The organism is Moritella sp. F3, from assembly GCF_015082335.1.
Classification (GTDB): domain Bacteria; phylum Pseudomonadota; class Gammaproteobacteria; order Enterobacterales; family Moritellaceae; genus Moritella.
The window spans coordinates 82863-107596 of sequence record NZ_BLRL01000002.1; the positions used below are offsets into that span (position 1 = coordinate 82863).

26 protein-coding genes are annotated in these 24734 nt (G+C 41.4%); 11 read left to right on the forward strand and 15 right to left on the reverse strand.

The window, feature by feature from the left end; all coding sequences use genetic code 11:
- Positions 1 to 87: 87 nt before the first annotated feature.
- The gene (locus JFU56_RS03515; protein ID WP_198435913.1) at positions 88 to 927 is read left to right on the forward strand and encodes a delta-class carbonic anhydrase; all 840 of its coding nucleotides are present in this window, start codon (positions 88 to 90) and stop codon (positions 925 to 927) included.
- 143 nt (positions 928 to 1070) lie between these two features.
- Here the strand turns inward: JFU56_RS03515 and JFU56_RS23220 are convergent, their stop codons facing one another.
- The 3 genes from JFU56_RS23220 to JFU56_RS03530 all read right to left on the reverse strand — a co-directional run bounded on the left by JFU56_RS23220 (position 1071) and on the right by JFU56_RS03530 (position 3630).
- Entirely contained in the window at positions 1071 to 1286 is a 216-nt protein-coding gene (locus tag JFU56_RS23220) for a DUF3955 domain-containing protein (protein ID WP_198435914.1), read from the reverse strand.
- A gap of 403 nt (positions 1287 to 1689) precedes the next feature.
- Complete coding sequence (locus JFU56_RS03525) at positions 1690 to 2307, reverse strand: hypothetical protein (protein ID WP_198435915.1); 618 nt, start codon at positions 2305 to 2307, stop codon at positions 1690 to 1692.
- Positions 2308 to 2424: 117 nt separating this feature from the next.
- Complete coding sequence (locus tag JFU56_RS03530; protein ID WP_198435916.1) at positions 2425 to 3630, reverse strand: C45 family peptidase; 1206 nt, start codon at positions 3628 to 3630, stop codon at positions 2425 to 2427.
- Between the two features lie 127 nt (positions 3631 to 3757).
- Between JFU56_RS03530 and JFU56_RS03535 the strand changes: the two genes are divergently transcribed.
- On the forward strand, positions 3758 to 4168 hold the full coding sequence (locus JFU56_RS03535) for an XRE family transcriptional regulator (RefSeq protein WP_242065833.1): 411 nt from the start codon (positions 3758 to 3760) through the stop codon (positions 4166 to 4168).
- A 97-nt stretch (positions 4169 to 4265) separates the two neighbouring features.
- Here JFU56_RS03535 and JFU56_RS03540 read toward each other — a convergent pair whose 3' ends face one another.
- Together JFU56_RS03540 and JFU56_RS03545 are read right to left on the reverse strand one after the other, a co-directional pair.
- Positions 4266 to 4751 carry a VOC family protein gene (locus JFU56_RS03540; protein WP_198435918.1) on the reverse strand — a complete coding sequence of 162 codons (486 nt, stop codon included), beginning with the start codon at positions 4749 to 4751 and terminating at the stop codon, positions 4266 to 4268.
- Between the two features lie 186 nt (positions 4752 to 4937).
- Positions 4938 to 5471: a type II secretion system protein gene (locus tag JFU56_RS03545; protein WP_242065834.1), complete on the reverse strand. Its 534-nt coding sequence runs from the start codon at positions 5469 to 5471 to the stop codon at positions 4938 to 4940.
- Positions 5472 to 5675: 204 nt separating this feature from the next.
- Here JFU56_RS03545 and JFU56_RS22995 point away from each other — a divergent pair, with 204 nt between their 5' ends.
- The 3 genes from JFU56_RS22995 to JFU56_RS03560 all read left to right on the forward strand — a co-directional run bounded on the left by JFU56_RS22995 (position 5676) and on the right by JFU56_RS03560 (position 6805).
- The gene (locus tag JFU56_RS22995) at positions 5676 to 6185 is read left to right on the forward strand and encodes a hypothetical protein (RefSeq protein ID WP_242065835.1); all 510 of its coding nucleotides are present in this window, start codon (positions 5676 to 5678) and stop codon (positions 6183 to 6185) included.
- Positions 6186 to 6357: 172 nt separating this feature from the next.
- Positions 6358 to 6627 (forward strand): hypothetical protein, encoded by a 270-nt coding sequence (locus tag JFU56_RS03555; protein WP_198435919.1) that lies wholly within the window; start codon positions 6358 to 6360, stop codon positions 6625 to 6627.
- 1 nt (position 6628) lies between these two features.
- Positions 6629 to 6805, forward strand: a complete 177-nt coding sequence (locus JFU56_RS03560; RefSeq protein ID WP_198435920.1) for a hypothetical protein — start codon at positions 6629 to 6631, stop codon at positions 6803 to 6805.
- Positions 6806 to 6967: 162 nt separating this feature from the next.
- Here the strand turns inward: JFU56_RS03560 and JFU56_RS23185 are convergent, their stop codons facing one another.
- From JFU56_RS23185 to JFU56_RS03575, 3 genes are all read right to left on the reverse strand, one after another.
- Complete coding sequence (locus JFU56_RS23185) at positions 6968 to 7459, reverse strand: type II secretion system protein (protein ID WP_198435921.1); 492 nt, start codon at positions 7457 to 7459, stop codon at positions 6968 to 6970.
- Positions 7460 to 7710: 251 nt separating this feature from the next.
- Positions 7711 to 8100: a VOC family protein gene (locus JFU56_RS03570; protein ID WP_198435922.1), complete on the reverse strand. Its 390-nt coding sequence runs from the start codon at positions 8098 to 8100 to the stop codon at positions 7711 to 7713.
- Positions 8097 to 8273, reverse strand: a complete 177-nt coding sequence (locus JFU56_RS03575; protein WP_198435923.1) for a hypothetical protein — start codon at positions 8271 to 8273, stop codon at positions 8097 to 8099. Before JFU56_RS03575 ends, JFU56_RS03570 begins: the two co-directional genes overlap by 4 nt.
- Positions 8274 to 8473: 200 nt before the next feature.
- On the opposite strand from JFU56_RS03575, the gene JFU56_RS03580 reads away from it, so the two are divergent.
- Entirely contained in the window at positions 8474 to 10297 is a 1824-nt protein-coding gene (locus tag JFU56_RS03580; RefSeq protein WP_198435924.1) for an SgrR family transcriptional regulator, read from the forward strand.
- A gap of 74 nt (positions 10298 to 10371) precedes the next feature.
- Here JFU56_RS03580 and JFU56_RS03585 read toward each other — a convergent pair whose 3' ends face one another.
- Together JFU56_RS03585 and JFU56_RS03590 are read right to left on the reverse strand one after the other, a co-directional pair.
- A complete protein-coding gene (locus JFU56_RS03585) occupies positions 10372 to 11268 on the reverse strand; it encodes a DMT family transporter (RefSeq protein WP_242065836.1) in 897 nt (298 codons plus the stop codon).
- A gap of 101 nt (positions 11269 to 11369) precedes the next feature.
- Positions 11370 to 11780 carry a RidA family protein gene (locus tag JFU56_RS03590; protein WP_198435925.1) on the reverse strand — a complete coding sequence of 137 codons (411 nt, stop codon included), beginning with the start codon at positions 11778 to 11780 and terminating at the stop codon, positions 11370 to 11372.
- Positions 11781 to 11895: 115 nt separating this feature from the next.
- Here JFU56_RS03590 and soxR point away from each other — a divergent pair, with 115 nt between their 5' ends.
- Positions 11896 to 12339 (forward strand): redox-sensitive transcriptional activator SoxR, encoded by a 444-nt coding sequence (gene soxR, locus JFU56_RS03595; RefSeq protein WP_198435926.1) that lies wholly within the window; start codon positions 11896 to 11898, stop codon positions 12337 to 12339.
- A gap of 127 nt (positions 12340 to 12466) precedes the next feature.
- Here the strand turns inward: soxR and JFU56_RS03600 are convergent, their stop codons facing one another.
- A complete protein-coding gene (locus JFU56_RS03600) occupies positions 12467 to 12694 on the reverse strand; it encodes a hypothetical protein (protein ID WP_198435927.1) in 228 nt (75 codons plus the stop codon).
- A 317-nt stretch (positions 12695 to 13011) separates the two neighbouring features.
- On the opposite strand from JFU56_RS03600, the gene JFU56_RS03605 reads away from it, so the two are divergent.
- Positions 13012 to 13167 (forward strand): DUF5993 family protein, encoded by a 156-nt coding sequence (locus JFU56_RS03605; RefSeq protein ID WP_198435928.1) that lies wholly within the window; start codon positions 13012 to 13014, stop codon positions 13165 to 13167.
- A gap of 8 nt (positions 13168 to 13175) precedes the next feature.
- Entirely contained in the window at positions 13176 to 13724 is a 549-nt protein-coding gene (locus JFU56_RS03610; RefSeq protein ID WP_198435929.1) for a disulfide bond formation protein B, read from the forward strand.
- A gap of 96 nt (positions 13725 to 13820) precedes the next feature.
- On the opposite strand, the gene JFU56_RS03615 is transcribed toward JFU56_RS03610, so the two are convergent.
- On the reverse strand, positions 13821 to 14264 hold the full coding sequence (locus JFU56_RS03615; protein WP_198435930.1) for a hypothetical protein: 444 nt from the start codon (positions 14262 to 14264) through the stop codon (positions 13821 to 13823).
- 448 nt (positions 14265 to 14712) lie between these two features.
- Here JFU56_RS03615 and lpxL point away from each other — a divergent pair, with 448 nt between their 5' ends.
- On the forward strand, positions 14713 to 15639 hold the full coding sequence (lpxL, locus tag JFU56_RS03620) for an LpxL/LpxP family Kdo(2)-lipid IV(A) lauroyl/palmitoleoyl acyltransferase (protein ID WP_198435931.1): 927 nt from the start codon (positions 14713 to 14715) through the stop codon (positions 15637 to 15639).
- 133 nt (positions 15640 to 15772) lie between these two features.
- On the opposite strand, the gene JFU56_RS03625 is transcribed toward lpxL, so the two are convergent.
- The 3 genes from JFU56_RS03625 to fdhF all read right to left on the reverse strand — a co-directional run bounded on the left by JFU56_RS03625 (position 15773) and on the right by fdhF (position 22994).
- Positions 15773 to 16648 carry a universal stress protein gene (locus JFU56_RS03625; RefSeq protein ID WP_242065837.1) on the reverse strand — a complete coding sequence of 292 codons (876 nt, stop codon included), beginning with the start codon at positions 16646 to 16648 and terminating at the stop codon, positions 15773 to 15775.
- Between the two features lie 10 nt (positions 16649 to 16658).
- The gene (locus JFU56_RS03630; protein ID WP_198435932.1) at positions 16659 to 18149 is read right to left on the reverse strand and encodes a SulP family inorganic anion transporter; all 1491 of its coding nucleotides are present in this window, start codon (positions 18147 to 18149) and stop codon (positions 16659 to 16661) included.
- Positions 18150 to 18815: 666 nt separating this feature from the next.
- Positions 18816 to 22994: a formate dehydrogenase subunit alpha gene (fdhF, locus tag JFU56_RS03635; RefSeq protein ID WP_198435933.1), complete on the reverse strand. Its 4179-nt coding sequence runs from the start codon at positions 22992 to 22994 to the stop codon at positions 18816 to 18818.
- 344 nt (positions 22995 to 23338) lie between these two features.
- On the opposite strand from fdhF, the gene JFU56_RS03640 reads away from it, so the two are divergent.
- Positions 23339 to 24667 carry an anaerobic C4-dicarboxylate transporter gene (locus tag JFU56_RS03640; RefSeq protein WP_198435934.1) on the forward strand — a complete coding sequence of 443 codons (1329 nt, stop codon included), beginning with the start codon at positions 23339 to 23341 and terminating at the stop codon, positions 24665 to 24667.
- Positions 24668 to 24734 lie beyond the last annotated feature (67 nt).

The window sequence follows — 24734 nt, forward strand, 5'->3', positions numbered from 1 at the left end:
GACCTGAGATGACGCGACAATACTGTTATCGTATCTACCCACTTAGATTCATATTGTTTATAGTCACCTGTATAAAAAGAGATAAATATGAGAAACAAAATTCTAGCGTTATGTATAACAGCAGCATTTTTACCATCTTTAGTGAATGCGGCAGTCGCAGATCAAGTCATAGAAAAACAAAGAAGTGAACTCGCGGCTAGTAGTCAGGGTAAAGGGTTTGGCCCGCAATCACCACGCGATATCGACACGCTTCAAGGCGAAAACAAACGACTATTTTCCCTTGCTCCAGCGTCTACAGAAATGAACCTCTGCAATATTCATTTCCATAAAAATGCAGAACATAAAGGCGGTGAATTCACCAAATATGCTGGCAATGGTGACGGGCATGGATATCAAAGCGGTTATGAATATTCAGGCAAGTTAACACCACAAGAATTATCACCTCTTCAACATAAAGCAAAAACCAGTAAACACGATAACCTTGCCCCTGGCGATACGATTGAAGCACACTATGTCTACTCAACAGCGCAAGTGGAGCCTGGTGCAACCTTAGGAGCCTGCCTTAGCGATGCAAACAACAATCCTCAACTAAGAGTAGAAACCCAAGTTTACGTATTAGTGAACGATAATAAGGCTATGAATTTTGTCGAACTCACTAAACTCGGTATGGTCAATGGGCTGTATCAGGCTGTTAACATTCCAAACAACACGGGTACACCAATACAGTATGCAGGCTCGACGACAGGGCCAAGTTATAACGAAGTATCGTCGCCATTTCAGGTAAGTTGGAGTGTTCGCCCACAAGTAATGAAGGTAGACATAAATAGTGTTTCGGCATGGTTAAAAGACAATGAGTTCGATGAAGATCATGCACATGGAGTCAGAAACTTAGTCATCAACCCAGCTTTACTCTCGAGTAACAAGTAACATATCAACGCTTACTTCAAAGTAATGATATCCACTATTATTCATACACATAAGAATATGATGTGAAAGTTCAATAAACCTGGAGTTCGCTATTTAAATCTAGCGAACTCATTCATTCTTTAACCTGTAACATAATATAAAAATCAAAAGACTCTATTATTGCGATTCCAGAACAATGACGTAAGAAAGGAAATTAAAGCAAGAAATATAAACAGAAAGGAAAGAGGAATAAATCCAAAAGATTCAATAAGCACTCCATCTCCATCGACATACGAACCAATTAGGTTGTAACTGATAGAGCATGCAGCGCTAAAAGCCAAAAATAAAACTGATAACCAAAACTTTTTTAATATTTTCATTCAATTATATCCATTCGTAAATTAATTGTATATTTACGACCATTATAAAAATGAATAAGTTCATACTGATTTAACCAACTGCTGACATTCTCTTACAACTCAATAATGTACTCTGCTAAAACACGCATGTAATATCATGATCCATACTTCATTCAGGTTAAATTGATGTTCCGTATACAAAAGATTATATTTATATCCCTACTTACCAATTTACTCGCGTCATGCGCTTATCATGAATACAACCCATCAAAACCTGATGATTACGCGAAATATTGGTGCCAGGAAGAACACAGAAATAACTCCGTACTTGCGATTCTAGATACAGATCAGGGGCGAGAAGATACAGCCCCAGACAATTGTGATATCTATTACAGATAGCAGGCTGACATAGTTACCCTTTAAGTTAAATATCTTGCTGTTTAAGCAGTTTAGTCGGGATAGCACCATCAACACCAAGCGTTAAATGCACGGTTTCAGTAGGCACTTCAGCATACGCTTGTTGCTCACCATGTTGGTTGAATGACAGTTCGATTTTAGAATCCCAAAGGCGCATTTCATTAAGCTTAATTCGGTCGCCAATAAAATAAGAGTCTAAGTGTTGTATGGTTTGGTTATCAATGTCTTGCTCAAATAAGCCAACATAAGTGAATACCCCACTACCTTGGTTGCTGACAGTAAATGGCGCGACAAAATAAATACGATTGTCAGCGGTGATCTGACCTAACGGATTAATGTGCATGTAATCGAGTAATACCTCACCACGTTCTTCACCGACCTGATAATTCCCCTGCGCTTTACCGTGCGGCGTGCCTAGGTCAATTATCGACGTCAGTTTAACGCTATCACCAGTATCCGGCAGATTAATAATAAAATCACTGCTGGTCTTCATGCTGAATAACGTCAATATTACTTCTGAATGATAATCGGGTGCCTTGCTGCTGGAATCCCCCATATAACGAGCCACGTTCACTAGTGCCAATACACTGACACAAGCCAATACGATATAAACTAACTTTTTCATTATTAACACCTTTATTGGATTTTATCTGTAGACATAATACCGTAAAAAGCATTAAAAAAGCCCTCAATAAAGAAGGCTTGTTTCAGTTAACGACTACAGATTATTTAAATGACATGATTACAGTTCGTTAAAACATACTTTTTGGAAATTGTTCCATTCGCTCACACCGGGGGCAACTTCCATACAGCCTTTTTTGGTATCCATGACAGCGGTTAATGTCGTAATAAAGTCCGACCCGTATGCGGCATGCTGAGCAATAGGCTTGGTATTAAGCACATATTTTGCGGCATCAATATTACCCTCAGGTGTATTATCAATAAACTGCTGCGAAAACTCCGCACGCCATTCGGTATAAGCGGTTGCGATTGTACGCTGTTTACTTTTCTCTGCCATCCCTACAGATTCCGCGAAGGCTTGCATAACACCCGCTTTTTCTGAGTGGTTAGCATGGCCGATGCCAGCAGCACGCTTAATCACGTAATTGCCTTCACTTAGCATTTCGACACCGACCGTACCACCTTGGCTATCGGCAAAGTTAAAGTGTGATGCCACTACCGTTCTATGTTTTTCTAGAATTTTAACCGCTTCGTCCACGGATTTAGCATGTCGAACGATATAGTTTTGCAACGCGCCGAGCTCTATCGCCATCGGAGAGTCTAAGCCAACACCTTCAGAATCAGTGCCTTGAAAGTTGATCACAACCCCTAGGTCTTTACCCAATGTTTGCCCTGAACCATAGAAGCCTGACGCCATAACTTGGATAAAGTCATCCGCTTGTAAAACCCAATAGTTACCACCAGATAAAGATGGTGTATCGTTCACCTGCCCTACTACACCTGTACCATCGAAACTAATGGTAGTACAACCTCTCAACGCAGTCTCCGCCGCAGAAGCTAATGCTGCATCCAATTGACTCAGGGTGAACATCTTTTCTACCGAGATCCCACCAACTTTTGCCAAGGCTTCAACAATAACAAAATACTCAGGATTTAACTTTCGAGAATTATCTAGTACTGTTTTTGACTGCGCTTCAAACTGAGAAAAGTCAATACCAGCCAGCTGATAAACATATTTGGCTTCTTTAATACCACGTCGAACCTGCTCACCAATCTGTTTTTCAAATACCTTTACGTAATCCGCTTCTTGTACACCTCTAATATCGACTATCGGCATGTTAGTTTGCTGAACAAAATTTTCAGGTGCGTAATATGGCTGCTGCACATTCAAGCCAGCTACTGGCTCTAATGAAATAGCACTAGCCGCACCAGATAACATAGATAACCCTACTGTTGCTGCAATAATCGTTCGTTTAAAAGTTAGCATAATTCAGTCCTCATCAACTGAAGCTTGGGTATTCCCCTTAAGCGTTGAGGTCATACTATCGAAACATTTGTCCATTATTCGGATGAAATGCTATGCTAAATTCCAGATAATCGGAAAGGCAAAAACGATGGCAGAGATAGAAACAGAAGGCTTTGAGTTCTTTGGGGTGGAAGAGCGAGAGTTTCGCATGATGGTGATTGAGCGCATCGAAACCATGATGGTACATTCAAAGCAATCTAAGAATACACTTGCTAAAAAAGCGAACCTTGGCCGCTCGTCATTCTATGAAAAGATGGAGCGTGAAGGCCGAAGTCATTTTACCCTGATTGATATTTTCCGCATTGCCAAAGCACTTGATATCAGCATTCTACAAATATTCCCGATGACTGAACTTGAACGCCAGCATGGAGGGCAATTACCCCTCTCAGCAAGTACGTTGCATTTTCTCGATCAAATGCTTGCGGCACCAAAAGAAGACATTGAATTTCTGAGTAGTGTGTATAAAAACCTGCAACAACGTGACCAGAAAGAGAGCTAAGCTAAAAAACTGTCTTCGTAGAACTTGCCAAGCGACTCGCTAAGATAAGATCAACCAAGCCTCCAATAATGGAGGCTTGGTTGATGCTAAATTTATTTTACTCATAGTCAGAAGCGTACGTTTCTTCATAAGTGTGTGAATAAAGTTCAAATAAATTACCAAACGGGTCTTCTAGGTAAACCATTTTAGCTTGCTTGCTATCATCTTCTGGATGGTAGCGGTGAATATCCATTCTTACTTTACCGCCGAATTCTTCTGTTCTTGCGATTGCCCCCGTAAAATCATCTGTTTGCAGGCAGAAGTGGAAGATACCAAGGCGAGTAAAATCAACATCATGGCGTTCTTGACGCTCTTTCATTTCGAATAGTTCAACGCCGATACCATCAGTAGAAACCAGATGGGCAATGTTGAACCCTTTAAAGCCTTCGCCAAATACAGCTATACACATTTTACCGATAGCAGTCTCACGTTCTTCAACTACTTTAGTGTTATTCATTACAATTTTAAGACCAAGCGCTTTAGTGTAAAACTCAACCGCTTTATCCATATCGCCCACCATAATACCGACATGATTCATCTTCATAATATACTCACTTTTGCGTTGTTAGTTGCTTGTCTGTTTTGATGAAGTGAGTATAAGTAGTATAGATGATTAACTGAAATTATCATTTTTAATGTTTTTGATAATTTATTGTAATGATCGTTTGTTGTCAAAAAATATAAAGGATGGGGGAACTTTGATTACTTATCAAAGAGAGCTGCACCGTGTTTAATCACATGCCACTATTTCAATTAATGGCTTTTTAGGTTCCTGGTCATAACTGGTATATTTCACATAGCAGTTATCGTCGATTAAGACAGGGTAATTATTTGCCGATAATGTCGCGTTGCTTGTTGGCGTGATCAGTACAACCGCACCAGCCCATATTTTTGTCCATTCAGCTAAAGCAAAACTATCATCGTCCTGAACAGTCCCGATGCCATCGACTAAATATTTAAGGGTTAAGGTATCTGCGACTGGATAACCGTAGTCAAAAGAGCACCACTCACAGCCTTCATAGTACGCGGCTGATTCTGCATAGCTGAGCGCCGCCTCATCTTCCATACCATCAATAGTCATCTTATTATGAGAGATATTAATCGCACATTCGATTGCGGCTTTTAAACTAACGAGTGAAGCGTTCTTAGCATCGATATCAATATTGATAAAACGAGGGATCGCCATTGCCGCTAGAATAGCGATGACGATAATAGATATAGTTAATTCTATGAGTGTAAAGCCAGTGTTTTTCATTTTATCCATTTTAAATTGCATTATGTCTGGGGTAATTCCAGTGGATGATATCCATATAATGGCGGATGCTATGTCAGCTAAACCCGAGTGTAAATGGTGTACATGTAAGGGTTTGTAAGCGAAGTTACATAAATAAAGTTCGACTTTTTTTACACATGCTTATGTATATATTTCAGCCTTAATTTTAATGCACTTTTTAATATAAGTTTTAATATGATTTCTTCACGTAGTTTTGTTTTTTATTCTTGCCTATCGTTACCATTATATTCTCAAGCGTCTATGCCAGAGAGTAATTCCCCTGATGATGAAACTTTTTATACTAGGGCTTATCATGATTTCATCGATAATTCTTTTTATGACGATAAAGGTATTGTTTTGACATATACAGGTAGGACCTATCATCTGACCTCTCGAAATAAAAATGAAAACAATCAAATCATGGGAATCGGTTATAAAGGTTTTGAAGCGTCGACCATGATCAATTCGTTTTATAATCGCTCATATATATTGTCCTACCACAAGAAATGGCCTCTTAATAATTGGGCTGATTTGGGTTTCCGATTAGGTGGTATGACTGGCTATACCAAAGATAATAACAACATTCAATTATTTGGTGTTACCCCCATAATTTCTCCCACTATAAATGTTAATTATAAAGGGCTTGGTTTTGAGACTGCGCTCCAGACCGATGTATTTGTATTCACATTAAATTATCAATTTTAAAATACATAATCTAGTCAGTAACAAATAAGATAAGTAAGAACGACAACTCATCAACAATAATTAAACAGCCTCTTTTCTGAGGCTTTTACGTTTTACAAACGCTTACAGCAATCAATAAATTTAAAATATAGAATGCGTTTAAAAGTTAAATATAACGAATACAGAGCGCCATATGAAATACACTTTACTTACTTCGCTATTGGCATTATCTGGTTGTTCAAGCCAAACTCATATAATGCCAAATGGCCATGATGGATATTTAATTGTGATGGTTGGCGATAGTCCGCTAGTAAGTCCAAATAAACTGTTAACGGACTCAATGTTAAGTTCTAATAAGATGTGTAGAACACTGAAGAAGTTACCAAAGGTTGAATACACAGCAGTGACAGCTGCGACGCTACTTAGTACACCACAATCAAGCTTACAATTTGTGTGTGTGTAATATGAAGAAACATAGAAAATACGATATTGCGATTGGTTCATTGCTGTGCTTAATAATGGCGGCATCCTATTATGTACCAATCAAATTAGCGAATAAATGCACTATGAACCCACACCTTTGCCACCCAGTGGCTGTTGAAATTGCTGAAGATGTCATTATACAGTTGTTCGTTGATTAACGGTTAAAAATAAAGCCATACCTCAATCGGTGTGGCTTTATATATTTTAAATTAAACAAAATACGTGGTGTTAGTAAGTGATCATTATAGTTAAATCCACTTTATTTAAGCATTTAACTTATAAACCCGTATTAATATCATCATACACATAGCTATTTAGAATTAACATTTATCATATTCCTTTGTTATTCTTAAACCTTTTTCTAAACTTCCATTTGCAGGTGTATATGAATTAACGATATATAAACTGCACTTATTTTTTGTTAGTTCTTTAAGTCTGGGAAGTTTATCTCCAAGATATACAATGATAGTATTTCCACCGTCGGTACTCCCCCCCTCTGCAATATTAAACCCGCTAATATTCATTGCCGATTTAATGTTATCAACCGTCAGCATGATACTTCCATCTTCAATATAAATATCTGTACCGTCTAGTTTTTGTGGTTTAACTGAATTTTCAACACCTAAAATAGCTGCTTTACTCATGACTATTGAATTAGTGCTAGTAAATCCACCTATGAACCCATCTAATGCAGCCTTTCGAGCATCACTATGAATGTTAATAAACTTTGGAATTGCTGTAGCTGATAAGATACCCAGTACGATAATAACAATGACTAACTCAATCAATGTAAAACCTTTGCTGCTTTTCATTTTGTTACTCTTTTAAATAAAATATATCCTTATGATGTGTAACCTCAGAGATCCGAAGCCAAGAATTAAATATCCATACAAGTTTTTATTGCTTATGTGTAAATAAAAACGGCTTTCACCGCAATATAAGAAGATGATCTTTCAGTCATCCTCTTTAATATTCATTTTATCACCTCCTTAGTGTCGTTGATTATAATCTTGTATATTTATTGTAAGCGCCTCTAACAGCGGGGTCATAAAAGGTAATCTTCCTAAACGACTATCTCTACACGATTCCATTCTGGATCTAATACCACACATTCATAGTAACCATCGCCTGTTCTACGTGGACCATCAAGCACTTCATAACCCTGCTCGATAAAGTTTGTAGCCATTGCATCTACCTTCCCCTCTGAGCCAACAGAAAATGCAATGTGAGCAAGGCCAGTGAACTGTGGAAATACATCCGCCGCAGATATCAACACAGAATCCATTTGCATTAATTCGATACGTGGTCCATCAGGCAGGGTCAGAAAATACGACTGAAAACCTTTACGCGTGTTTTCATATTTAGCATTACTTTTGGCATTGAAAAAGTCCGTGTAAAAACGTTTCATTGATTCCAGGTCTTTGCACCAAATCGCTACATGCTCAATTCTCATTTCAGCACCTCATCTTGTTGTTCTTCGGTTTCATTGAATGACATAAATGCATTCAGGCTAAAGATAGCCTCGATTTCAACAGCGCTTTTGCTGGTTTGCAGACGAGCCAGATAATACTCAGCGAGTGTACTGTTTGCTGTGCCTTGAAAGATTGCTTTAATTGTCTTGAACATGCTCATACCTCTATTTCTATGTGTCTACGGCGTTATTTAAGCGTTACGCGTTGCTTAAATAATGAGGTAAGTATCCTCCAATAACAGGAAGTGAAAAAGAGAGTTAATAATATTGTTTACTTCCGGTTAAAGCTGTAACCTTGCTAACAATGTCTTTTTAATCCTACTTTCGGTCTAAATACGGAAGTCGAGGTGTTCACATGCTGCCTGTTTTGAATAATGATAAAAAAATGCTGTATTACGCTCGGCTAACGAAGCTGGGGGCAAAACAAGAAATAGCCATCACCCTGCAAGACGTCGCAGAAGTCATGTTCACCAGCACCCGACACTGCCGCACCCTGCTAAACGAGTTGCGCGATTTAGGTTGGTTAGAATGGACACCAAAGGCTGGACGTAATCAGCGGTCAACGCTCTATCTGAGTTACGCCATCGATGAGCTAAAAGCAGAACTTGCACAGCAGATGATTGCGATTGGTAAATACGAGAAAGCACTGGCGCTGATCGACCATGACCAGGTGTTATTTGGGCGCTTGCTGCAAAATACATCGGGCGCGGTGCAGCGTGAAGGTCGGCTACATATTCAGCTAACTTATGGGCGTTCTTTTGCGGCGCTACTGCCACATATCGCGTTAAGAAACAGTGAGCGATTTCTGCTGCGTCAGGTCTATTGTTGCTTAGTACAATGCGACAAAGATGGCATTATCACGCCGCAACTGGCTCATCATTGGGTTTATAACGCTGAACAGCTGCGCTGGCGATTCTACTTACGCCCTGCGCTGACCTTTCATGATGGCAGTAGCATTAATGCCGAGAAGATAGCTGAATTATTTAATCGCCTAAAACGACTCGCGACATATAACACTGAACTGGCGCATGTCACTCATATTTCAGTGATAAACCCACTCTGTATTGATTTTCAGCTAGACCAGCCCGACCTTGGATTTGCTGGACTGCTTGCTGATGTGAAATATTCGATTCAACCCAGCTCTCAGTTACAATCTCAGTTACATACTTACCCGAACGCTCAGTCAAATGCCGCTAAAACGATTGTCGGCAGTGGTGCATTTAGAGTACAAGAGCATACGCAGCAGTATCTACGCTTACAGGCCTACGACAACTATTACAGTCATCGCGCACTCACCGATACTGTCACGATATGGCAAGTGACATCTGCACAAACGAGCGCGCCATGTACCACGGAGATACAAGCGAATGTAGTGCAAAAAATAAGTCAAATCCGCTCAAACTATGCTGCGAATGGCCTTGAGCAAAAAACACCAAGTAATAAGTCAATCGTTGAAAGCGATCAAAAAAGCAGAATCGAATATGGCTGTTTGCTCGCGATGATCAACAGCAGAGCAAAGCTTTCCCTGATGCAACGAAAATACCTCAGCCAACTGCTCGCCGCTGATAAGTTGATGGCAGAGTTAAAGCTATCAACCAATCCTATTGAAGCGATACCTGCATATAACCTATTGTCTAGCTGGTTAAAAGTCATCTCGATAGGCACCGCAGAGCAACCTTTACCAAATAAACTGACCATTGCTATCTTCGAGCACCATACGTTAAAAGAATGCGCACAGGCGATGGTAACATTACTTAAAGAAGCGAATATTGAGTGCAAAGTCAACGTCTATAGCTTTGAGGAACTAGTACAAAAAGCCAGTGCCAATAGCCTAGATGAAGACCTGATATTGATAAGCCTAGACTTGGACGACAACCTACCGACGTCAATATTCCACTGGATGTTATCGAATGCGATCCTCAATCAAAGCCTGTCTGCTGAAGCCAGTGATTGGCTGCAAACCAAGCTCATCAACATTCGTCAGCAGCAACCATTAACCAGCTACCTTACTGAATTGGAATCGATTAGCACGGCGATGATCACTGAACACTGGATGATACCGATGCTCCACCACAGGCAAACGCTGTATTTTCAAGGCGTGCTCAAAGGCGTATCGATCAATGTATGGGGTTGGCCTGATATACAAGGCGTTTGGTCTGAAGAGTTAATTAACATTTAACGCTGAGAGGATTTAATTAGCAAACAAAGGCGAGCGCTTATACCCTAATATATCCTAGCGCCTCGCCTGTATGGTTAAGCTGCTTGATCTTGTTTAGATAACATTTGATTGATGAACAACGCCGCGAGAATGACTAACAATGCGAACCATGTATTAGGTTGAATTGATTCATGTGTCACCAACGCACCAATAAACACGCCAACCGCAGGGACAATATAATTCGTCATTGACGTAAATACGGGGCCAGCATTCTTAATACACATCATATATAAGTAATAAACAACACCTGCGCATATCGAGCCTAAGTACAAGATTGACAATATTGCGGTTGACGATGCAGCTTGATATTCAAAAGGGGTCGTGATGAATGCAATCACAATTAGCTGAATACTCGCCGCTGACAGTACGTTACGAGCAACGATTAGCGGGTGTTCATCTCGGACACGATTGAGTAATAATAAGGCAGTGGCAAAACACACCGCAGCAACAATAATAGCGAGCGCGCTAATCAAATCGATATCCCCTGCGCCGGAAGATAGCTCAGGATAAAATAGCACCACCAAACCACTAAACCCAACAACGACACTGATGGTATTAGCCGCATTAATCTTTGCCCCTTTAACAAAAACAGGCGCTAACAATAAGACATAAAATGGCAGTGTTCCCATCAAAATAGCGGCAATAGAACTGTCTAAATCTTGCTGTCCCCACGGCACCAATACAAATGGGATAGCTGCTTCTAACAAGCCAATCACACTGAATAGAACCCATTGATTACTTGTGCTTTTGATACCGATAGATTTACAAATAACAATCAAAGTCAGCGCACCAATAACAGCACGTGTGGCGCCAATCCAAATTGGTGAGAAGCTCGCTAACGCCAATTCTTGAAATATAAATTGCGATCCCCAAATGAATCCAATCGCTAATAACGTTAAATAATTTTTAAGTAACATAGTTTTAAGTAACATAGAAAGTTAACCTGAATAGTACGCATAAATGGTATGCATAAAGAGAGAAGATATAAACCTAAAGTTAACGCGAACTTTAAGTTTATATCTCATTAAAATGATTAATCGATAATAGCGACCGCTTCAACTTCAAACAGCATGCCATCTAATGCAAGTCTTGGCACGGGTACTAATGACTGTGCAGGCAGGGCTTTGCCAAAGGTTTTACGTACATGTAATGTCATTACATCCAACTGCGATTGGTCGTATCCAACAACAAACGTCGTTAATTTAGCAACTTGATTTGGCTGTACATTCGCCGCTGCAAACGCGATACGTAAATTCTCAAAAGCTTGCTCTACTTGCTTCGCAAATTCAGGTGATAATATACCGTCTTTATCTTCCCCGCCTTGCCCTGCAAAATGGACGATACCGCTGCCACCAGTGGAAATAACGACATGGCTATAACCATTCGGTTCTGGATCATATAGGCCATCTGGGTTTACGATTGTATTTTTTACTACTGAAGTCATAAGGCTCTCCTGAGCTGTTGTTTTTAACGATGGCTGCAGTATAATTGTTAAAGTTAACTTTAAGTCAACGCTTTAGTTTGAATTATTTTAAAGCAAAAAAGATAGGTTCAAGATAATGATAAATAACAATTTCATAACCATTGGTCAACTATCAGAGCGCAGTGGTGTCGCTACCTCTGCACTACGTTTTTACGAAACGAAAAATTTAATACTATCGATACGCACCAGTGGTAACCAACGTAGATACAACACGTCGATGTTACGGAGAATTGCTTTAATTCAAGTGGCGCAGTCGATTGGTTTTACACTAGAAGAGATCACGCAAGAGCTATCAGGCCTACCAATGAACAAAACGCCAACAAAGCGGGACTGGGAACGAGTAGCCAAGAAATGGCAAAAAGATCTGGATAATAAGATGAAGCAGATAGAATCGTTGCGAGAGAATTTAACTGGTTGTATTGGCTGTGGCTGCTTGAGTATGAAAAAATGCCACTTACTTAATCCTGATGATATCTTGCATGAAAATGGCGATGGTGCACAACGGTTAGTCGATGTATGACGGAGAATAACGCCTTGAACGATTAATCACATGCCTGAATAGCGACAAACATAACTAATACCAGTAAATACCGTGTCGTTTCTTTCATAATTTACAATCTCCTTTCCCATAATAATTATTGCTGTGATTATTTTTGTTCGCTTTCGCGTTTAACCAGCACAAAGGTCAGATACATCTTCGTTGGTAGCGAGAACGCAAACCCTAATGCAATACAGCCCGCGCTAATCATAATGCCTGTCACACCATGCTGTTGAGTGAAATCTGTGTACGATAAGAGATAGTGACCTAGCAGTATTAGCGAAATACCAATAACAATAAATACTTTCAAAATGCGGATAAGCTTTTTATCTGTCATATCACTACAGCCATCACAATGGATTAAATTACCAATACGGCTATTGTTCTGCTAACTGAAAATGCACATGATGATCTGGCTCAAACTATATCAATATAGGTATATAGTAAAGACTAATTCGAGACTTAGGTCAAGCTACACCCGAACAACAGTGTCCAACGTTATGTATTACGGTAACAAACCCTCTTATTCCATAAAGGTATAAGTTAGTTCCATTTTAGAATAAATGCAACGCTTACACACTTTGCAATTGAAAACCATGACGTACGTCAGTATATTGAATAATATAATTTATTGGAACACTAAGGTAATTAAAGATGATGACACTGATCTTCGGCTTATATTTGGTCAGCATGCTATTGGCATTAAAAGGAAAACGAGAATGGTCATTTTATGGCTTTGCACTTTCGCTTGTCGTTAGCGCATTTTGGCTTTCACACCATGCAACTGACGCCTTAGAAATCTTACTTTAGGACACATCATGACGAATAATTTATCTCGCCAGCTAAATGCATTAGGTGCACTGGCATTATCAATAGTACTTGGGTATGCATTCTACTCACAAATTGTAGAATCTGTTCTAGCTTGCCCGCTGTGTTTATTACAACGTGTAGGCTTTATTGCTGTTTTATTTGGCTTATTCTGTAACATCATTTTTGGTCCACGCATGGTACATTACAGCGGCATGATTATCGGCGCGATTTTCGGCGCAGCCGTCGCATTACGTCAAATGTCACTACATGTGATTCCAGGTACTCCAGGCTATGGCGCGCCTTTCTTAGGTATGCATTTTTATACATGGGCATTTATTACATTCGTCATTATCATTTTTGGTACGGCGATAATGATGGCTTTTTCAGCTCAATATGAAAAAGTGAAATACATCCCTTTTTCAATGCAGAGTAATATCGCAAAAATAGCGATTATCATTGTAATTCTAGTGACAGTTGCGAATATGCTGAATGCGTTCGCAGAATGTGGACCATATGAATGTCCAGGTGACCCAGTGAGTTACTGGCTGTTCCGTTAAGTCTGAATGCAGGTATTGTGTCTCGATATTTTATAGCATAGAGGCACAATGATAATAAGCGCGAGTAAACGCGCCTCACTTGCCATTACGTAAGCATCAACCTTTCAGCTCACTGATAGTTTTAGGTCCGCTTCTTGTTTTCACTTTTAAAGGATCTAACGCTGTTCCTAAATCTGCTACATGAAAACCGATACTAAATTTATTACTCGGAAGATACTGATGTTTCACGCTAAATTTACTCAGTAATAAACCCATGTTGCTTTCAGGCATAAGCTTGGCGATTACGACACCAAATAGAGCAAACATTTCGCCACCATCCGAATCAATCTCTTCAACGCTTTTAATGGCCGTTACTTTGCAAAAAGTACTGACTCTTCTCGTACTGGTGACTACACAAACAATACTGCCTTCTTTAAGCTCGTTCCAAGCCGCATTTTTAGCACTACCTAACTGCTTTTCTGAGATATCAAAAATGACATCTGATTCTGTTGGATAGCATTTTTTATAATTTTTATCATGTATATTATTTAGCAAAAACATGTCTATTTCCTAGTTATATACAAGGCTGTTACGCAATAAGCCTAGAGTAAAGTGAATAAATTTTTGTTATTTCTGCCGCATCAAACCTGCGATGGGAGATTTAAGGATAGTGTCTTTCTTATTACTCTACATTAACATAGCTTTGCTTGCTAAGGCTATGGGAGTGTCTGCCGTTAGTAAACTTAGTTGTAACGCTGGTTATTTAGGTGAATCGAACGAGAATAAAGCAAGGCATTAAACATGCACTAAGCAATAAAAAGTGTCCACTTACTGCTTTTAGGTAGTGAGTGCAAATGGCGGCGTTAAAATATGACTCACGGCCGATTTTATTAATAAATTATTAAATAAAACAACACCTGTTAGTATTATTTCCTATTCTATAATAATGAATCAGGCTCATGGATCAGGGACTGTTTTTTAATATTCATGACACTATTTTGAGGCCTCTATGATAGAAAAAGCGCAGTTCTCCAATCACTTGTTTCATCCAAAATTCTGGTTACTGTGGTTTTTTGCCGGTTTGGCACGATTAACCCTACTACTTCCCTTAGACAAACAAATGAAAATAGGTGCAAGCATAGGCCGTTTAATTAAAAAACTGATTAGCCGTCGCGTTAAGATCGCCCAACGTAATTTAGAACTATGCTTCCCAAATATGCCGGCAGCAGAGCAAACGCAATTGCTAGAACGTAACGTAGAAGAGATCGGAAAAGCGATCTTCGATATTGCCAATGCTTGGTGGTGGTCAGATGAAAAAGTACAGCGTCACATGACCATCAAAGGTCGAGAGCATATAGACAAAACCCTCAGTGAAGGACATGGCATTGTGTTGTTTGCCGTACACTGCTTACCACTGGAAATGGGCGCTCGTATATTTGGTCAGTTCCACCCCGGTGTCGGTGTTTACCGTCCACATAAAAATCCAGCAATGGAGTACATGCAGGTAAAAGGTCGACTCAGATCGAATAAAGCACTTGTGCCTAAACGCGATCTTAGACAGATGGTGCGTTGCCTACGTAAATCAGAGGTGATCTGGTATACCGCCGACCAAGATTTCGGACGCTCTAGCGCAACCTTTGTGCCTTTTTTCGCAATGCCTGATGCCGCAACAATCACAGGGGCAAGTACCCTCGCACGTCTGGGTAAAGCCAAAGTATTGCCATTCAGCGTAGTACGAAATGCCGATGATAAGGGTTATACCATCGAGATATTACCACCGCTAGATGACTTCCCAACCAAGGACGAAGTCGCTGACGCTAAACGAGGTAATAGCATTATCGAACAAATAATTAATAAAGAACGCGCTCAATATATGTGGTTACATAGACGCTTTAAAACCCGTCCAGATCCAGATTCGCCGTCCGTCTATAAATAATATTATCAGTAAAAAATAAAAAATGCTTCTCAGCTATAAACTAGCCGAGAAGCATTTAGTAAGGTCAAAACTGATTCATTACACGTCAATAATCACTTTCGAATCAAAGTGCTAAATAAGCACTGCATAAGTGCTACCTAAGTACGATAAGTGGCACTTGACTGTTTTCAATCATGCGGATGGTGTTACTCCCCAGAAAAAAGTTTCTTACCTTAGAGTGGGCAAATGCCCCCATCACCACCAGCTGGATCCCATTGCGCTGTTTGTAATCCATCAGCACTGTAGATATATCGCCTTTCAGGTACGTTGCCATCACATCAAAGCCTTCAGCTGTAAGTCGCGCTTGAGCCTGTTCAAATTTCTGTTTTTGGGCTTTATCACTGTTTTGGATCGTCACTAAATGGCATGTCATGCCTTTAAGTAAACCACCTTCAATAATACGCTGTACTGCTTTGTCTGCCGTTTCACAGCCATCATAGGCCAACATAAAATTGGTTGGTTCGCTAAAGTCCTGCGGTGCAATCACAATAGGTGTGTGTACTTGGCGGATCAGGGTTTCGATATGTGATCCCAAGGCTTTAAAGTCACCTTGATGACCATTACCACAGCGCCCTACCACCATTAAACGCGCATCCGTTTCTAAACCAACTAATGCTTCGACAAAGTCACCATGACGTTGCAACGATTCAATATCCGTGAGTCCTGCTGAATTAGATCTGTCCACAGCAGCACCGAGCATCTCATTGCCCAATTGGATGGCCATTTTACCGCGCTGTTCATCGAGTTCAGTCATTTGGTTAAGCAACGCCGAGCGCGCCCCTAAACCAATCGAGCCACTTAAATCATCAGCGCCATGTTGTGGTTTTTTCTCAATGCTGTGTAGAAATACAATACCATTACCCAAGCGTTTTGACGCCCAGATAGCTGTGTCACAGACAGCTTGAGCCAATTTAGACCCATCAATACCGGCTATTATTTTCTCTATAGTTTTGTTAGTAGTCTTGCTCATTGTGTTCTCCTTAGTGGCCAGCCATCATTTTTTCAACAGCAGCCGGGTCATTATGAATGGCAAATTTATCAATTACGGTGGCAGTGGCATCACTCATACCAACAATATTCACGGTTGCACCTTCGCGGCGGAACTTTATCACCACTTTATCGAGCGCACCAACGGCACTGATATCCCAGAAATGGGCGTGCGATAAATCGATAACCACATTATCAACCACTTCTTTAAAATCAAATCCATCAACAAACTTGTCCGCCGATGCAAAAAATATCTGCCCAGTGACTTGATAATTACGCACTTGCTGCTGTGTTTGGGTGTTTTTGATAATCATAAATCGGCTGATCTTGTGCGCGAAAAATACTGCTGATAGTAATACACCAACAAAGACACCAATGGCTAAATTATGCGTACCGACAACAGTAATAACCGTCGCGAACATAACAATACTGCTTGATATAGGATGGGTTCTCAAATCTTTAATCGAGCTCCACGAGAATGTACCAATCGAGACCATGATCATCACAGCAACCAAGGCCGCCATCGGGATCTGCTTGAGCTCATCGCCTAAGAAAACCACCATAATCAGCAGGAATACACCTGACGCTAGACTAGATAATCGACCGCGACCACCAGATTTAATGTTAATAATTGATTGACCGATCATAGCGCAACCAGCCATCCCCCCCATTAAACCAGCACCGATATTAGCAATACCTTGCGCCTTACATTCACGGTTACGATCACTTTTGGTATCCGTTAAATCATCGACAATCGTCGCTGTCATCATCGACTCTAAAAGACCGACAACAGACAAACCCAGCGCGTAAGGTAATACAATCCATAGCGTTTCTAAAGTAAACGGTACTTCAGGCCATAAGAAGATAGGTAAGGCATCAGGTAGTTCGCCCATATCACCTACGGTACGGATATCTAATCCAATAACCTGTGATAACACAGTCAGGAAAATGATACACACTAAAGGTGAAGGAATACTTTTACCAATCACGGGGATATACGGGAATAGATAAATGATACCTAAGCCACCCGCCGTCATTGCATAAACATGCCAAGTCACATTGGTTAATTCAGGTAATTGCGCGATAAAGATTAAAATAGCCAAGGCATTTACAAAACCAGTCACCACAGAGCGAGAGACAAAGCGCATTAGACTGCCCAGTTGTAAGTAACCCGCGAGTATTTGTAATACACCAGTTAATAAGGTTGCTGCGAGTAAGTATTCTAGACCGTGCTCTTTAACGAGCGTTACCATCAGTAGTGCCATGGCACCAGTTGCAGCAGAGATCATACCCGGTCTACCACCTGTGATCGCCACGATAGTCGCAATACAGAACGACGCATACAGACCCACTTTGGGATCTACGCCAGCAATAATAGAAAACGCGATAGCTTCAGGGATCAGCGCTAACGCAACAACAATACCAGCGAGTATATCGCCTTTAATATTACCTAACCAATCTTGTTTATTTGACAAAAAAATCATACTTATCCTTGTTTAAATGCACCGTTCACGCACGTGAAAGCGTGCGCAGATGCACGGATATTTCGTTTTAATTAACGATTAAACTGAACGTTAAACCCATCAAAAAATCAAAATAAAGCGACCAAAGTCGACCAAAATAAAGCGCCTTGTGCTATTTCAGGTACGGTAAAGGACCTTCAGCAAGGATAATTTTTGGCGCGGTTAACCGCATTCAATTTAATGTTCTTTAAAACGATAAATAGCGATGGTGATAAAACCATGCTGGAGAATTCCTGTTTAAAATGAGGCTAAATGTCACGCAGATGCGAACGCTAATACTTATGTTTTAGCTAGCTCAGTTTAAAATATGTCAGGAAAATAGATCTCAATTTATAAGGATCTTACGACGTGCAAGAGCCTGACTGACTTAGTTACTTACTTAAATATAAGAAATTCAATATAAGAAATCATAACAAGTCATATAAATTGCTTAGAGGGGGGGATTCTAGGGTTATGGCGGCGTCATCTCTGTACCTTGGTTTAAAATAAATTCAGCTTAAAATAAATTCAATTTGGTTTACGCCATGTCATGGTGAAAAGCATGATGCAAGAGGCATATAATACCGGGGGGTATTATATGCCTTGTGTCAGTTTAAAGTAAAGACCCTAATCCACTAAGGGTATTAATTAATGGGCTAATGCCTGAGCAATCGACGAACTGACTTTTTCAATCTTCACCGCTGCGACTTTAAACTCAGGGATCTTGGCATGTGGATCCGTTGCAGTCGTCGTTAAACGATTGGCTGGTGATTCCGCAAAATGAAATGGTACAAACACCACGCCAGCTTGCATACGTTTCGTCACAAACGCTGGGGTTTCAATGCTGCCACGACGTGTTGATACCGTCAGCATTTCACCATTTCTAATCCCGAGTCGCTCAGCATCCGCCACAGAGATCATTGCCCGCGGCCCAGCAAGGTTATCTAGGCCTTTAGTTTTACGTGTCATGGTGCCGGTATGGAACTGTTCCAGTAAACGTCCTGTGGTCAAGATCAACGGATACTCATCATCAGGTAACTCTGCGGCATAACGGAATGGCACAGCCACCATCTCACCCTTACCACGGGTAAACTGCTGGGTATGCATCAATCGGGTACCTTCAGATGCATCATCCGCACAAGGCCATTGCACGCCATCCTTACCAACATTATCCCAATGAATACCTGCATATTGTGGCGTCAATTGCGTGATCTCTTTGGTAATATCTGCAACCGATTGGTATGCCCAGTCACTGCCCATAGCATTAGCAATATCTTGAATGATCATCCAATCTTCTTTCGCTTCACCCGGTGGTTTCACCGCTGGCGAAATACGTTGCACACGGCGTTCGGTATTGGTGAAGTGACCTGATTTTTCTGCAAACGAACACGAAGGTAAAACCACATCCGCATACTGCGCAGTTTCGGTTAAGAAAATATCTTGTACCACAAGAAAATCAAGTTTCTCGATACCTTCAATCACGTGGGCTTGATTCGGATCGCTCAGCACCGGATTTTCTCCCATCACATACAGCCCTTTCACTTCGTCATGGCAGGCTGCATCAATGATCTCTGTTAATGTTAAACCCGCTTCTTTGGGTAAATTAGCCTTGTTCCACGCTTTGGCAAATTTGGCCTGCACTTCTGGTTTCGTCACTTTTTGATAACCGGGGAAATCACCTGGCAGTGCCCCCATGTCACAAGCACCTTGCACATTAGACTGGCCACGTAATGGGTTAATACCACCGCCTTCAATACCGATATTGCCACACAACATTTGTAGGTTGGCAATTGAACGTACATTGTCATGTCCAGTGGTGTGCTGGGTTATACCCATCGAATAATACACAGCGGTACGTTCTGCTGTGCCGATCATCTCAGCCATGTTAATCACGTCTTGCGCTTTCACGCCCGTGATTAATTCGACTTTATCCGGCGCATAACTATCGGACATTACCTCTGCTTTTAACGCCGCAAAACCTTCGGTACGGTCGTTAATGTAAGCCTGATCATGCCAATCGTTTTTAATAATTTGCTGCATGATGCCGTTCATTAACATCACATCCGTACCCGGACGATGGGCAACATACAACTGCGCATGGTCGGCAATATCGATACGTTTAGGGTCGGCAACAATCAAACGCGCATTGCCATGACGCACGGCTTGCTTGATATGTGACGCTATAATGGGGTGCGCAGAGGTGGTATCAGAGCCAATAATAAATATCAAATCCGAATGCTGAATACTGGGAATATCATTGGTCATCGCGCCACTGCCAATAGCGGCTTCAAGGCCTGTTACCGTAGAGGCATGGCATAAGCGAGCACAGTGATCGACGTTATTCGTTTCTAATTCACGACGAATAAATTTCTGAAAAACGAAGTTATCTTCATTGGTGGTTTTTGCTGACGAGAAACCTGCTAATGCATTACCACCATGCTTGGTTTTAATCACATTAAACTTAGCGGCCACCAGCGTGATCGCTTCTTCCCAACTTGCCGGTTCTAGCACCCCATTTTTACGAATTAGCGGTGTCGTGAGACGTTCGCTGCTACTGACAAAATCAAAGCCAAAGCGCCCTTTCACACATAACATGCCTTGGTTTACCGGCGAGTCTTTCACCCCTTGCACATAACGGATCTTATTTTGGCTTTCATCAACAAACATCGTTAACTTACAGCCAACACCACAATAAGTGCAAATGGTATCAACTGGTTTTAGCATTTCAATACGGCCTTGGGATTTATCACGGCTATCAACCAATGCCCCCGTCGGACAGACTTGCACACAGCGTCCACATTGCACGCAGTCTGAATCCCCCATACTGAAACCACGCTCAAAACCAGGGCGACATGCTGGACGATTGGCTGACTTTCCATCATCATTCTTCATGAAACTCAACACACCGTGTACCGCTTGCTCGTTACAAGCATCGACACATTGGCCACAGCTAATACAACGGTTAGCATCAAAGACGATGAACTCTGAACTGTCATCTACAGCAAACTTCTGGCAGCTTTCCTGGCTAGCCTTGGTATAAATATCAGCATCCACGACCTTGTAGTCAGTCGCAAAATCACGTAATTGGCAGTCGGTATTTGCCTGACAACCACATTCTAAACAGCGCGCCGCTTCACGCATGGCTTCATCATTATCAAAACCAGTTTCAACTTCAGCAAAACTTAACTCACGTGCTTGTGGGCTCAACTCAGGCATGACTGAGCGCATAACCTGTTTAATATTGTCAAATTGCACCGTATCGACCTGTTTGATCTTAGGTGCTTTTTTCGAGTTGAATTGTTTAACCGGGATATTTTCCATATCACCATCAAAATAACGATCAATCGCTTCTGCGGCAATACGACCATCGGCAACGGCTTCAATCGCAGTTGCAGGGCCGCGGCGGAAATCACCGATGCTAAATACATTGCCCACACCAGAGTGCATCGTATCTTCATTGGCATCTTGGGTATTCCAACGCGTTAACGGCAAATCTAAGGTTTCTTGCTCCATGAAGCTTAAATCGGGCTTTTGCGATACCGCAGCAATCACTGTATCAAAGGCTTCGGTAAAGTATTCACCGGTTTTTTCTGGGCGGCGACGACCTGATGCATCAGGGTCACCTAAGGCCATTTTCTCTAACTTGACTTCATGTACTCGACCGTTTTCATCGGCCATGTTTTCTACTGGGTTCGTGAGAAAGTGAAATTTAACCCCTTCATGCTCCGCTTCCAGAATTTCATAATCTTCCGCTGGCATTTCAGCGCGAGTTCGTCGGTAAATCAATGTCGTATCAGCGCCATCACGAACAGCTGTTCGCGCGCAATCAATCGCGGTATTACCCCCGCCAATCACCGCCACTTTTTTACCTGTGGTGTAGTTACCATTGGTAACGTAATCTTTAAGATAATCAACACCCAGATAGCAACCATCCAAGTCACTGCCGGTGTATTGCATATCTACCGCTTGCGACGCACCAACCGCTAAACACACCGCATCATAGTCTTGAGTCAGTTCTGTCAGGCTAAAATCACGCCCCAATTTTTTGTTGGTCAGTAACTGCATGCCGTTACGGCACATGATCTCAATTTCTTGCGCCAGAATGGCTTTAGGTAAGCGGTACTCAGGAATACCATAACGTAACCACCCCCCTGCATCCGGCATAGATTCAAATACCGTCACGTCATACCCTTCGTTAGTAAGGTAATAACCACAAGTTAAGCCACCGGGACCACTACCAACAATGGCAATAGATTCACCTCTTGCTGGCTTTTTTAGTGGTACGTATTGTTCTTGCGCTGCTAAATCGATATCGGCAGCATGACGTTTCAATTGACGAATGGCTAACGGTTCATCGACGAGACTACGGCGGCACTCTGTTTCACAAAATGCCGGACACACACGGCCAATCGATAGTGGCATAGGTAAAGTACGTTTAATCACTTCAACCGCTTTAGTGTGGTCGTTTTGAGAGATATGATACAGGTAAGATTGAATATCAACGCCAGCAGGACACGCAGTCTGACAAGGTGCTTCGCAATCGGCATAGTGGTCTGAAAGAATGCGGTTAAGCGATTGTTGGCGTAATGACGATAAGGTGTCAGAGGCTGTAGTTATCGCCATGCCTTCAGCAGCTTGCACTTCACAAGCACGCTTAATACCTTGCCCGTCGATGTCGACTACACAGAGATCACACGGCACTTTCTCGCCGCTTTTATTCAAGCCACACAATGAGGGGATGTCAATATCACAGTCGGTAGCGACTTCAAGCAAGGTTTGCTGGGCATTGACGGTAAATTGCTGTCCGTTAAATGTAACGTTTATCATAGGTGGCCTCGTAAGATCTCTGAACTACATAATTTAATTTATGTAGTCAATCTAACAAAGGCAGTGAAAAATGCTTTGATGTGGAACACTCTCCGCGGTGATTTTTTTTCAACACACAAGTGCACTGGTATTGTTAAGGTAAGCTGTTGTTCGCCGTGATAAAAGAAAATCTAAGCTGAAGATCACATTACTGAGTGATAATTACATTATTTATCAAAAGCTTATTTAATATCAATTGCGTATTAATTAATGACCTCTTCTGCTCGAACTGAGTAATAGTTCAATTTAACGAACTTGTTTATAAGATACCTTTCTACCCATAAAGTTATATAAAGGGTAGTGTTATGTTGTATTTTGAGTTTCTATTTTTATTGGTCGTGCTCTATACCGGTTCTCGATATGGTGGCATAGGGTTAGGGGTTGTCTCTGGGATTGGTTTGGTGATTGAAGTGTTTATCTTCAAAATGCCGCCGACTTCGCCGCCTGTCACTGTGATGCTGATTATCCTCGCGGTGGTTACCTGTGCTTCAATTCTCGAAGCTGCTGGCGGGCTTAAATATATGCTGCAAATTGCCGAGCGTATTTTAAGAACAAATCCAAAACGGGTAACGCTGATTGCCCCTTTTGTTACTTATGCGATGACATTCTTGCTGGGTACTGGTCATGCGGTATATTCAATTATGCCAATCATTGGTGATGTCGCACTTAAAAATGGCATTCGTCCTGAACGCCCAATGGCCGCGGCGTCTGTAGCCTCACAAATAGGTATCACCGCATCGCCACTTTCAGCTGCAGTGGTATTCTACTTAGCTCAACTCGTCGATATCGATAGCTCTATTACCCTATTGTCGATCTTAATGGTGACGGTGCCGTCGACGTTATTTGGTACCTTAATGTTAGCGCTATATAGCTTACGCCGCGGTAAAGAACTAGACGATGATGAGGAGTACCAAGCACGTCTAAAAGATCCAATCTGGCGCGAAAAGATCTTAAACACCACATCAACGTCGTTAGATGAAAAATTACCAACAAAAGCGCGTAACGCAGTGCTTATCTTTTTAGGTGCTATTGTGTCTATTGTGGTGATCGCCATGTTCCCAGAGATTAGAACGATCAGCGAAGGCGCTGCACCAATCAAAATGTCGGTGGTGATCCAAATGATGATGCTAGCGTTTGGTGGTGTGATCTTGCTGGCGACCAGAACAGATCCGCGTGACGTACCTAATGGCGTAGTATTCAAATCGGGTATGGTTGCTGCCATTGCTATTTTTGGTATTGCTTGGATGTCAGACACTTATTTCCAATACGCTATGCCGCAATTCAGAGCAGGTATTGTTGATATGGTGACGTTACATCCTTGGACGTTTGCGTTAGCCCTATTTATAGTCTCTGTGGTGGTTAACTCACAAGCGGCAACAGCGCGGATGATGTTACCAGTCGGCTTAGCACTGGGACTCGAACCAGCCTTGGTGATCGGTTTAATGCCTGCGGTATATGGTTACTTCTTTATTCCCAACTACCCATCAGATATTGCCACCGTGAACTTTGATAACTCGGGTACCACCAAAATTGGTAAATACTACTTTAACCACTCATTCATGTCAGTCGGCTTAATCGGTGTTGTTTCTGCTTGCCTGCTTGGCTATGTATTAGGACAGATCGTCATTGGTTAGCACATCAAGATAACTAAAAAATCAATCACATTAAAAAAGCCATTAAGTTATGACACTTAATGGCTTT